This is a genomic window from Pantoea sp. E956-1 (assembly GCF_982223955.1).
In genome coordinates this window covers 71,244-83,172 of sequence record NZ_CEUYZP010000007.1, presented here as the reverse complement: position 1 = coordinate 83,172, position 11,929 = coordinate 71,244, and the positions used below count along the sequence as shown (strand labels likewise).

The following is an 11,929-nucleotide window of genomic DNA, read 5'->3' as shown; positions in this document are numbered from 1 at the left end:
ATCTTTAACGCAGACCGTGAATGTGCAAGGAGAAAGCGTAATGTCGCGTACCGGGAAAATAGTCAGCTGGGTAGCAGGAATTCTGGTGTTGTTGATCGTGGTGATTATCGTCGTCATCGCGACCTTTGACTGGAATCGCCTGAAGCCCACCATCAATCAGAAAGTCTCAACCGAACTCAATCGGCCCTTTGCAATTCGCGGGGATCTGGGTATCGACTGGGCACGAAATCGCGACGAGGCAGGCTGGCGGCGCTGGGTGCCGTGGCCGCAGATCCATGCGGAAGATATCATGCTGGGGAATCCGCCTGACATTGCTGACGTCACCATGGTACATCTGCAGCGGGTCGATGCCACATTGTCACCGCTGTCGCTGCTGCACAAAGAACTGTTCATCCCGTGGATTAAATTGCAGCGGCCGGATGCGCGTCTGATCCAGACCGCGGATAAAAAGAACAACTGGACCTTTACGCTTGCCGATAGCGACAAGGATGAGAAGAATGCTGCGCCATCGGCCTGGTCATTCCGTCTGGATAATATTCTGTTCGATCAGGGCCAGATTCGTTATCGCGACGCCATTAACCGCGCAGATGTCACGGTGCAGGTTAATCCGCTGGGTAAACCGGTGCCATATACGCAGATTGCCGGAGGCAATGACCAGCAGAAGGGCGCAGGCGACTTCGTCTTTGGCTGGCAGGCGAAGGGCACTTATAACAATGAGTCACTCAGCGGCGACGGTAAGATTGGCGGCATGCTTTCACTGCGCAGTCAGAACACCCCGTTCCCGATTGAGGCCGATCTCCGCAACGGCACCACGCGCGTTCAGGTAACCGGCGGTCTGCAGGATCCGATGAACCTCGGCGGGCTTAACGTGCGACTGCGCTTCTCGGGCGATACGCTGGCGAATCTCTATGGCCTGACCGGCGTCCTGCTGCCTGACACGCCACCTTATGAAACCGACGGCCATCTGATTGCTAAATTCAGCGGCGAAAAGGGCGCGGTCTACCGCTATGAGAAATTCAACGGACATATTGGCGACAGCGATATTCATGGCTCGCTAATCTACAGTCAGGTTAAACCCCGCCCGACACTCAGCGGCGAGCTGACCTCTGAGCAACTGCGCATGGCCGATCTGGGGCCGCTAATTGGCGTCGACTCTGGCAAAGGCAGTGAAAAAACGGCGCAGGCCAAAGCCCGGCGCGGTGAGAAATCGAATCAGCCCGCCGACCGCGTGCTGCCACACGATAAATTCGATACCAAAAACTGGGACGTGATGGATGCCGACGTGAAGTTCAGCGGCAAACGGATCGAGCACAGTAATTCACTGCCGTTAAGCGATCTCTATACCCATTTACAGCTGAAAAACGGTGATCTGTTGCTGGACCCGCTGCGCTTTGGTGTGGCGGGCGGCGCGCTCAACAGCACCATCCGGCTGGAGGGCGATCACTCGCCGATGCGTGGTCGGGTTGATCTTCATGTCCGTAAGCTGCAGCTGCGTCAGCTCTTCCCGAATGTGGAGGCGATGAAGAACAGCCGTGGACAGCTTAATGGCGATGCCAGCTTTACCGGTACCGGTAACTCCATAGCCGATCTGCTGGCGACCAGCAACGGGCAACTTAAGCTGCTGATGAATGATGGTCTGATCAGCCGCAGCCTGATGGAAATTGCCGGACTCAACGTCGGTAACTACGTGGTGGGCAAACTGTTTGGCGATGACCAGGTGCGCATCAACTGCGCCGCCACCGATCTCAAACTGCAGAACGGTGTGGCGACGCCTAACCTGTTTGTATTTGATACCGAGAACGCGATTATCAATGTGTCAGGCAATGCGAACTTCGCCAGTGAGCGGCTGGATCTGTCGGTGAATCCGGAGAGTAAGGGCGTCCGCATCGTCACGCTGCGCTCCCCGCTCTACGTGCGCGGCACCTTTAAAAATCCTGATGCGGGCGTGAAAACGGGGCCACTGCTGGCACGTGGTGCCGCAGCCGTGGCACTGGGCGCAGTAGTGGGCCCGGCGGCGGCGCTGCTGGCACTGATCTCTCCAAGTGATAACGAAGACAACCAGTGCAGCACCGTCCTGCAGCAGATGAAGCAGAAGAAGTAACTAGTTGCGATAGAGCACTTTGATAATGTGATAACCAAAGCCGGTCTTTACCGGCCCGTAAGGCGTCAGCAGCGGGCAGGTAAAGACCGCTTTATCAAAAGCCGGCACCATCTGTCCCTGCCGGAACTCGCCCAGATCGCCGCCATTCCGGCCAGAAGGACAGGTTGAGTGCTTCTTTGCCAGCTGCTGGAAATTGCCACCCTTCGCCAGTTTCGCCAGAATCTATTGTGCCAGCGCTTCCTCTTTGACCAGGATGTGTAAAGCCGCCGCGGTTTTCGCCATGTTGGTATCTCGGTTGTGTATAATTGCCGCCCAGTATAAACCCCTTTCTTTTGATTCAATCAGGCGATTTCTCCTATGCGTTTAAACCCCAGCCAACAACGTGCCGTCGAATTTGTTACCGGTCCCTGTCTGGTGCTGGCGGGCGCGGGATCGGGCAAAACCCGCGTGATTACCAATAAAATCGCCCATCTGATCCGTGAATGCGGCTATCAGGCGCGCCATATCGCCGCGGTGACCTTTACCAATAAAGCCTCGCGTGAAATGAAAGAGCGTGTGGCGCAGACGCTGGGCCGCAAAGAGGCACGCGGTTTGCTGATCTCCACCTTCCATACGCTGGGACTGGAGATCATCAAACGCGAAACCGCGGCGCTGGGCATGAAGTCAAACTTCTCGCTGTTCGACGATCAGGATCAGCTCGCCTTGCTGAAAGAGCTGACAAAAGAGTGGCTGGAAGAGGATAAGACGCTGCTACAGCAGCTCATCTCCACCATCTCGAACTGGAAAAATGATCTGATCGATCCGCAGGGCGCCGCCGCGCTGGCGCGATCGCAGCAGGATAATATTTTTGCTCACTGCTACGCCCTCTACAGCCAGCATCTTAAGTCGTGCAACGTGCTCGATTTCGACGATTTGATTCTGCTGCCGACCCTGCTGCTGCAGCGTAATCAGGAGGTGCGTGAACGCTGGCAGCAGCGTATCCGCTATCTGCTGGTGGATGAGTATCAGGACACCAACACCAGCCAGTATGAACTGGTTAAGCTGCTGGTGGGCGCGCGGGCGCGCTTCACGGTGGTGGGCGATGATGATCAGTCTATCTACTCCTGGCGCGGCGCACGCCCGCAGAATCTGGTGCTGCTGAATCAGGATTTCCCGGCGCTGGAGGTAGTGAAGCTGGAGCAGAACTACCGCTCTTCGCAGCGCATACTGAAAGCGGCAAATATCCTGATTGCCAATAACCCGCACGTCTTTGAGAAGCGGCTGTTTTCGGAGCTGGGGCAGGGCAGCGAGCTGAAGGTGCTCACTGCCAACAGCGAAGAGCATGAAGCGGAGCGGGTCACCGGCGAGCTGATCGCGCATCACTTTATCAACCGGACGCAGTACAAAGATTACGCCATTCTTTATCGTGGCAACCATCAGTCCCGGACCTTTGAAAAGTTTCTGATGCAGAACCGCATCCCTTATCGCATCTCTGGCGGTACCTCGTTCTTCTCACGGCCAGAGATCAAAGATCTGCTTGCCTATCTGCGCGTGCTGACCAATCCTGAGGATGACAGCGCGTTTCTGCGCATCGTCAATACGCCGCGCCGTGAGATTGGCCCGACCACGCTGCAGAAGCTCGGTGAGTGGGCCAACCTGCGCAGCAAGAGCCTGTTTAACGCCAGTTTTGATGTCGGTCTGGGGCAGACGCTGAGTGGCCGCGGTCTGGAGCATCTGCAGCGGTTTACCCACTGGCTGAATGAGATTATCCAGCTGACCGAACGTGAGCCGGTGAACGCGGTGCGTGATTTGATTCGCGGCATCGACTACGAGAGCTGGCTGTTCGAAACCTCCGGCAGCCCGAAAGCCGCAGAGATGCGGATGAAGAACGTCAACACGCTGTTTCAGTGGATGACCGAAATGCTGGAGGGCAGCGATATCGATGAGCCGATGACGCTGGCGCAGGTGGTGACGCGCTTTACCCTGCGCGACATGATGGAGCGCGGTGAAAGCGATGAAGAGCTGGATCAGGTGCAGCTGATGACGCTGCACGCCTCCAAAGGGCTGGAGTTCCCCTATGTGTTCCTGGTGGGCATGGAGGAGGGGCTGTTACCGCATCAGAGCAGTATCGATGAAAATAATATCGAAGAGGAGCGTCGCCTGGCCTACGTGGGGATCACGCGGGCGCAGAAAGAGCTGACCTTTACCCTGTGTCGCGAACGCCGGCAATATGGCGAATTAATCCGGCCGGAGCCGAGCCGTTTTCTGCTGGAGCTGCCGCAGGACGATCTGCAATGGGAAACCGAGCGCAAAGTGGTCAGTGCGGAGGAGCGGATGAAAACCGGTCAGAGCCGGGTGGCCGGTCTGAGAGCGATGCTGGATAAGGCGAAAAAGAGTTAAACCAGTGCAGGAGGCGAAGGAGATTCGCCTCACGCGACGGTAATTACGACAGGGAACACCTACCGCAACTATTTTCACTTTCAGAAGATCTGATGAAAATTAAAATTAACCTTTAACCATGCGGCTTTACAGTGGCTGTAAATTTTTTAACGTCTATTGTAATTCGCCTATATTAAGGGTCATGACCGGGGCGCTCTGGTTCGATATAAAAACTGACCCTGAGATAAAATTAACTGCACGACAGGTAGAGACATGCAAGCCTAAAGGCAAAGCTTATAAACTTGCTGATGACATGGGATTGTACCTCTTTAGTTCCCTGACCAGAGAAAGCCATACCTGAGACTCGAAAATATGTCATATAGCATTCTGGTAATAGACGGTAAGCGCAGTGCGCCGATTGTGGCAACACGGCACAAATGATGCGTAAAATGCGAACAGGGCTGTTCAATATTTACACTCCCGTCTGCTTCCACGTATTATTCTCTGCTAAGGACGCAACGGACGATAATACAAGGAATGTATACGGATGGTCGCATTACAATTTCCCTGCACCCTATTCAAAACCCAGAAATGGATGGACGACTACAGCGCCAGTGATATGCAATGCGCCGATCTGACAGAAGCGGCGCTAAAATCCCATTACGGGCTGGGCTATATTTCTGACCGGGTTGATCCTTACACGCTGACCCGACGCTCTTCAATGGATCGTCCTCAGTCCATGTTCTGCTGTAATCTGCGCGGCCAGGGTGAAAAGATTACCCGGCAGCAGTGCGCCTCAATGCTGTTTGATGAATTCCGCTTGTTATCCCGTCAGTTTTCCCTTTACGGGCCATACAGTCATTTAATCGAAAAGATGATCACTCATATGCAAAATGGTAACGGTAAGCCGTTTCGGGATATGGCGCTGGATGGGGCTTTAAAGGAGCAGATTCTTAATGAAAAAAGTGAAAATAGTACATTGCTGCGAATAAATGAAGTAATTAAAAACTATATTAACTGGAAAGAAAATACCTATCCAATAGAAAAGAAAGACGAATTACGTAAAGCAATATCTGGTGGCAAACTACCTAAGTTTGACAGATTCCAGGATAATTATAATGGCATGGGGATTACCGTCCATGATACCTGGGTAACACATATTACCCTAAATTCAGTGCATATTGAAAATGATCGTTACAGGGCAGTGGTGCATTACAAGGTACAGGATCACTTTGGCCTCGACAGCGAGGATATACTGAAAAGAAAATTCTGTCAGTTCCATTTCTTCCGAATCTGGTTTGTGCTCCAGCGATACAATCAGTTTGGTTTTAAGCCGTTCATGACCAATATGGCGGCTACTGTAGAAGTTTCCGGTGGCCGTGATGAAAAGTAACCTTAAAAAAAATGTGTTGGCTCTTATTATAACCAGTTGCGCGTTAATAGGCTATTTTTTTTGGTTTTCCTCACGACCGATAGAAGTTATTGCAGTCCACGAGGACGGTAACTACAGCTTTGTTTTAGTGAAAAAATTCCCAATTACGGATAAAGGTAAAATAGATTGGTGGTTGAAGAATAAAGACATATTCAAAAATCGCTATGATATTCCAAAGCCCGCCGCATATGGTGGCTATGATGTTACTTTTTGGAATTTTGGTGATGGGTATAAAGAAGATAAATACGACAGATTATGTTTCGATGATATGAAAACGAAAATGAATTGCATCAATAAAGAACCATTATTGACTATAAAAAGATATAACTATGAAAGAGAGATATTTATCACTTACGAAGGACGCTATAAATTGAAGAACAACGGAGAGATAACGAAAGTTCATCGTTAATAAAGCTGCCCCCTCGTGTGAGGACAACAATACAATCATTCGCTCTACACAACCTTGCCCCAGCAAAGCGGAATTAGCAAAATGCTCAGGATGCTATCCCGGACGGAGAGAAGAGCGGCAATGCCTTACCGCCTGCCTCAACACCGATCCCGGCAGGTTTCACAGTATACAGATATGCGGATCGACAATATCGAGATCCAAACGCAGGCAATCACTGAAAGTCGGAAATATGTCATATAGCATTCTGGTAATAGACGGTAAGCGAAGTGCACCGATTATGTGAACCCGGCATAAATGATGCATAAAATGCGATCATTGCTGTACAATATTTACACTCCCGTCTGCTTCCACGTATTATTCTCGTTAAGGCCCCAACGGACGATAATACAAGGAATGTATACGGATGGTCGCATTACAATTTCCCTGCACCCTATTCAAAACCCAGAAATGGATGGACGACTACAGCGCCAGTGATATGCAATGCGCCGATCTGACAGAAGCGGCGCTAAAATCCCATTACGGGCTGGGCTATATTTCTGACCGGGTTGATCCTTACACGCTGACCCGACGCTCTTCAATGGATCGTCCTCAGTCCATGTTCTGCTGTAATCTGCGCGGCCAGGGTGAAAAGATTTCTCATCAGCAGTGCGCCTCAATGCTGTTTGATGAATTCCGCTTGTTATCCCGTCAGTTTTCCCTTTACGGGCCATACAGTCATCTGATCGAAAAGATGATCACCCATATGCAAAATGGTAACGGTAAGCCGTTTCGGAATATGGCGCTGGATGGGGCGTTAAAAGAACAAATTCTCAGCGATAAGTCACAGGAAAATAGTACACATGTTTTATTGCAGAAAGCGTTTGAAGACAATATAGACTGGAAAAATAAAATTTATTTATCTATTGAGAAGGCAAATCTGTATGAAGCCATATCAGGGGGTAAATTGCCTAAATTCAATAGACTTCAGGATAATTTTAACGGTATGGATATTACCGTTCATGATACCTGGGCAACACACATCACCCTAAACTCCCTGCATATTGAAAATGATCGTTTCCGAGCAGTGGTGCATTATAAAGTTCAGGATCATTTTGGTCTGGATAGTGATGACATTCTGAAAACAAAGTTCAGCCAGTTCCACTTCTTCCGCATCTGGTTTGTTCTCCAGCGATATAATCATTTTGGCTTCAAGCCTTTCATGACCAATATGGAAGCCACCATACAAATCACAGGAACTCGCAAATGATAGCGAAATACAAGAAAACTATAATTTCGCTCTTTCTGGCTGGTTGTGTGCTACTTAGCTATTGGCTTTGGTTGTTTCTTCGTCCTGTGAAGATCATAGATGTTCATCACAGAAGTAGTGGTTTTAGTGATGTTCTGGTCACCAATTTTCCGCCGACTGATAAAGGAAAAATCAACTGGTGGTTAAAAAACAAGGATATGTTAAAAGATAAATATGACATTCCAATGCCTGAAAGAAATGGCTATTTTTATACAACCTTCTGGATATTTGGCGAGGGGTATAAAGAGGAAGGAAAATATGACAGGCTTTGCTTTGTTGATATGTCCCCTCCTGTAAACTGCATTGAGAAAGATAGGGTTTTTTCGATCAGTTCCAGCAAAAACAGAGGCACTATATTTACAGTAAATGATGGCGAATACCGTATGAATAAAGAGGGTAAGATAATAAAAATTAAAGATGAGTAATCTCTGCGCCCCTCATGTAAAGAAAGCAATAAAACCAGTCTGGCTTAAAGCCATTCATGACCAGTATAGAGACTGCCATGGAAATTTTGGGGGGTCGTTAATGATAGTGAAAAACACCACTATTGTTCTGCTCTTTCTGGCTGGCTGTTTGTTCCCTTGCTACTGGTTTTGGTTATCTCTGCGTCCAGTGGAAATTGTCGCCATTCATCATCGAAGTCGTGGTTTCAGCGATGTTTTAGTCACGAGTTTCCCGCCGACTGATAAAGGGAAAATTAACTGGTGGATAAAAATAAATATGGTATTCCCAACCCTGATTCAGAGGGTGACTTTTATGTAACTTTTTGGTTGTTTGGAGAAGGATATAAGAAAGATGGGAAATATGACAGGCTTTGTTTTGATGATATGAAGACAAAAGTAAACTGCATAGAAAAAGATGCTGTTTTTTCTGTCGATAAAAGCAGAAATATGGGCGTAATCTTTACCGTGTACGATGGTGATGATTATCGCTTAGACCATAATGGTTACATTATAAAAGCCGCTTCCGATTAGGTTTGCTCCACGCGAAGAGACAGCAATACAATCATCTCCTGCACCAGCTATGCATAAGTAGCAAAATGCTCAGGATGCTATCCCGAAGGAGAGAAAAGCGGCAATGCCTTATCGCCTGCCTCAACACCCTCCCGGCAGGTTTCGCAGTATACAGATATGCGGATCGATAATACTGAGTTCCAGACGCAGGCCATCACTGAAAGTCTGAAAGATGTTATATCGCGTTCTGGTTGTAAACTGTAAGCGCAGTGCGCCGATTATATGAACCCGGCCCGGATAGTGCACAAAATGCGATCACGACTGTACAACGTTTACACTCCCGCCTGCCACCGCATATTATTCTCTTTTAAAAGCTCAACCGATGATAGCACAAGGAATGTGTCACGATGACCGCACTACAGTTCCCTGCACTCTATTCAAAACCCAGAAATGGATGGACGACTACAGCGCCAGTGATATGCAATGCGGCGATCTGACAGAAGCAGAGCTAAAATTCCAATACGGACTGGGCTATATATCTGACCGGGTTGCTCCTTCCTCGCTCACCCGGCGTTCTTCAATGGATCGTCCTCAGTCCATGTTCTGCTGTAATCTGCGCGGCCAGGGTGAAAAGATCACCCGCCAGCAGTGCACCGCAATACTGTTTGATGAATTCCGCTCATTATCCCGTCAGTTTTCCCTTTACGGGCCATACAGTCATCTGATCGAAAAAATGATCACTCACATGCAGAACGGCAACGGTAAGCCGTTTCGGGATATGGCGCTGGATGAGGCTTTAAAGGAACATATTATCAGAGATAACTCACAGGAAAATAGTACATATCTGTTATTGAAAGAGATTTTTGATACCTATATCGATTGGGGTAAAAAATACTACCCAATCAGGCAAAAAGGCGAACTAACAAAAGCTATTACTGAGGGACGATTGCCCAGGTTTGACAGATTTCAGGATAATTATAACGGTATGGGTATCTCCGTTCATGATACCTGGGCAACATACATCACCCTTAAATCCCTAAATATTGAAAATGATCGATACCGGGCAGTGGTGCATTACAAGGTACAGGATCACTTTGGCCTCGACAGCGAGGATATACTGAAAACAAAATTTAGTCAGTTCCATTTTTTCCGTATCTGGTTTGTTATCCAGCGGTACAATCAGTTTGGCTTCAGACCGTTCATGACTAATATGGAGGCGGCTGTAGAAATTACCGGATTTCGTAATGAAAGTTAAACATAAGACAGTACTATTCGCGCTGTCATTCTTCGCTTTGCTGCTACTGGCATGCATACTCTGGCTGTCACTGCGTACGATGGAAATCGTCGCTGTACACGAGAATGGTAATCACAGCTATATTTTAGTGAGAAAATTTCCTTTTACGGATCAAGGAAGAATAAATTGGTGGGAGGAAAACAAGGATATGCTCAAAGAAAGGTATGAAGTCCCCAGGCCTGATGCTGATGGTTTTTTTACTGTTGTCTTTTGGGCTTTTGGTGATGGTTATAAAGAAGAAGGTAAGTACGACAGACTTTGCTTTGAAGACATGAAACCACCAAGGAACTGTATAGAAAAAGATAAAGTTTTTATTGTCAGCTATGGCAGGAATAGGGGGCTCTCTTTTACAACGAATAATGAAATATATCGCATGAAGAAAGACGGTAAGATAGTAAAAGACGGAACCGATTAGATTTACTTCAGACGTAGAGACAGCAATAAAGCATCCCCTACCCGGCTTGCACCAGTCATACATAAGCAGCAAAATGCTCAGCAGGCTATCCCGAAGCAGAGAAAAGCGGCAATGCCTAACCGCCTGCCTCAGGGGCATTGAAAATAGATAACGATTACATCGTAGTTATTTCCATGCCACTCACTTCAGGGTTTATTCCTGCAGCGTTAATAACCAGTGGACGTAAGACTGATAGTGGCTTTCCTGCTCCAGCAGCTCACTGCGCAACGGATGGGCCTCCAGCCAGCCCGCGGGCAGGGTCAGATGCAGGGCATCATCGTCTGCCTGTAGCCGCACCGCAGGCAGGGTGTCATCGCGACGACGGGTGGAGAAAATAATCGCCAGCCGGAGCAGACGGCACATCCGTTCCGCCAGCCGCGGCGGCAGGGCATTCTGCTGAGTCAGCAAAGCCAGATCGATGCTGCCGCTCTGGTTTTGCAGTAAACAGGCCAGCAGCTTCTTCTGCGCCGGTGTGAAACCAGGAAGATCGAGGTGACGCACCAGATACGCCGCATGCTGCGGCGCATGACGGAAGTCAACGCTCAGGCCGATTTCGTGAATCGCGCAGGCGCTGAGCAGCAACTCACGACAGCGCTGATCCAGCTTCCACAACGTGGAAACCTGACGGAAAAAGCTCTCCGCCAGCTGACGCACGCGATCCGCCTGCTCAACATCAATGCTGAAACGGCGCTGGACGTTGTGTAGCGTACGGGTACGGATATCCCGGTCGATGGGCAGATGCAGCATGCCGTAGACCAGTCCTTCACGCAGTGCGCCGCCCGCCAGCGTCATGCTATCGATACTGAGCTCCTGGAAGATGGCGATCAGAATCGACAGGCCGCTGGGGAACACCAGCGCCCGCTCCAGCGTCAATCCTTCGATTTCCAGCTCTTCCAGTTTGCCGCACTGAATGGCGCGCTGCTTCAGCTGCTGCAGCTTATTCAGCGTGATGCGCTCATCCATGCCCTGCGCCACCATGATCTCCTGCAGCGCCTGAACCGTGCCTGAAGCACCAACACAGGCCTGCCAGCCCTGCTCACGCAGCTGCGCTGCAATGGGCTGGATCATCTCACGTGCCGCCAGCTCGGCCTGGTCAAAGTTCTCTTTTGCCAGATGACGATCGCTGAAGAAGCGCTCCAGCCATGTCACACAGCCCATCGACAGACTGAACAACACCGACGCGTGCGAACCATCGCCGGTAGCCAGCTCGGTGCTGCCGCCGCCGATATCGACCACTAAACGCTGGTCGGAACCGCCGGTGGTGTGGGCCACGCCCTGATAAATCAGGCGCGCCTCTTCTTCACCGCTGATGACGTTGATGGTACAGCCAAGGATCTGTTGGGCGGTGTCGAGGAAGGTCTGCGCATTGGCAGCCAGACGCAGCGTGGCGGTCGCCACCACGCGAATCTGATCGGGGGGAATATCCTGCAGTTGTTCAGAGAACAGTCTGAGGCATTGCCAGCCCCGCGACATCGCGTCGGCTGACAACAGGTTATTTTTATCCAGACCGGCAGCAAGGCGAACCTTGCGCTTAATTTTTGCAACGGTCTGGATACTGCCAGAGACCTCGCGCACCACCAACATATGAAAGCTGTTAGACCCTAAATCAATCGCTGCATAAAGTGACGATGCGCTTAGCATGG

At 49.9% G+C, this 11,929-nt stretch carries 10 protein-coding genes and 2 pseudogenes; 10 read left to right on the top strand and 2 right to left on the bottom strand.

Going from position 1 to position 11,929, the window contains the following annotated elements:
* Positions 1–40: 40 nt before the first annotated feature.
* Positions 41–2,101, top strand: coding sequence for an AsmA family protein (locus tag AC0T7J_RS17075; protein WP_473795448.1), 2,061 nt, complete (start codon positions 41–43; stop codon positions 2,099–2,101).
* Here AC0T7J_RS17075 and ppiC read toward each other — a convergent pair whose 3' ends face one another.
* On the bottom strand, positions 2,102–2,323 hold the full coding sequence (ppiC, locus tag AC0T7J_RS17070; protein WP_473795625.1) for a peptidylprolyl isomerase PpiC: 222 nt from the start codon (positions 2,321–2,323) through the stop codon (positions 2,102–2,104).
* A 135-nt stretch (positions 2,324–2,458) separates the two neighbouring features.
* Between ppiC and rep the strand changes: the two genes are divergently transcribed.
* From rep to AC0T7J_RS17025, 9 genes and pseudogenes are all read left to right on the top strand, one after another.
* Positions 2,459–4,480, top strand: a complete 2,022-nt coding sequence (gene rep, locus AC0T7J_RS17065) for a DNA helicase Rep (RefSeq protein WP_122459506.1) — start codon at positions 2,459–2,461, stop codon at positions 4,478–4,480.
* Between the two features lie 223 nt (positions 4,481–4,703).
* A pseudogene (locus AC0T7J_RS17060) lies at positions 4,704–4,787 on the top strand (Arm DNA-binding domain-containing protein); the annotation flags it as partial.
* 219 nt (positions 4,788–5,006) lie between these two features.
* Entirely contained in the window at positions 5,007–5,852 is an 846-nt protein-coding gene (locus AC0T7J_RS17055; protein WP_473795446.1) for a YPO3983 family protein, read from the top strand.
* Complete coding sequence (locus tag AC0T7J_RS17050) at positions 5,842–6,300, top strand: DUF943 family protein (RefSeq protein WP_031590313.1); 459 nt, start codon at positions 5,842–5,844, stop codon at positions 6,298–6,300. Before AC0T7J_RS17055 ends, AC0T7J_RS17050 begins: the two co-directional genes overlap by 11 nt.
* A 403-nt stretch (positions 6,301–6,703) precedes the next feature.
* A complete protein-coding gene (locus AC0T7J_RS17045) occupies positions 6,704–7,546 on the top strand; it encodes a YPO3983 family protein (RefSeq protein ID WP_473795444.1) in 843 nt (280 codons plus the stop codon).
* Positions 7,543–8,010: a DUF943 family protein gene (locus AC0T7J_RS17040; RefSeq protein ID WP_473795442.1), complete on the top strand. Its 468-nt coding sequence runs from the start codon at positions 7,543–7,545 to the stop codon at positions 8,008–8,010. The genes AC0T7J_RS17045 and AC0T7J_RS17040 overlap by 4 nt, the downstream gene beginning before the upstream one ends.
* Before the next feature lie 100 nt (positions 8,011–8,110).
* Positions 8,111–8,559, top strand: a pseudogene (locus AC0T7J_RS17035) (DUF943 family protein).
* Between the two features lie 433 nt (positions 8,560–8,992).
* On the top strand, positions 8,993–9,793 hold the full coding sequence (locus AC0T7J_RS17030) for a YPO3983 family protein (RefSeq protein ID WP_473795440.1): 801 nt from the start codon (positions 8,993–8,995) through the stop codon (positions 9,791–9,793).
* Positions 9,783–10,247 carry a DUF943 family protein gene (locus AC0T7J_RS17025; RefSeq protein ID WP_191939450.1) on the top strand — a complete coding sequence of 155 codons (465 nt, stop codon included), beginning with the start codon at positions 9,783–9,785 and terminating at the stop codon, positions 10,245–10,247. The genes AC0T7J_RS17030 and AC0T7J_RS17025 overlap by 11 nt, the downstream gene beginning before the upstream one ends.
* Positions 10,248–10,439: 192 nt before the next feature.
* On the opposite strand, the gene gppA is transcribed toward AC0T7J_RS17025, so the two are convergent.
* The gene (gene gppA, locus AC0T7J_RS17020; RefSeq protein WP_031590309.1) at positions 10,440–11,927 is read right to left on the bottom strand and encodes a guanosine-5'-triphosphate,3'-diphosphate diphosphatase; all 1,488 of its coding nucleotides are present in this window, start codon (positions 11,925–11,927) and stop codon (positions 10,440–10,442) included.
* Positions 11,928–11,929: the final 2 nt, after the last annotated feature.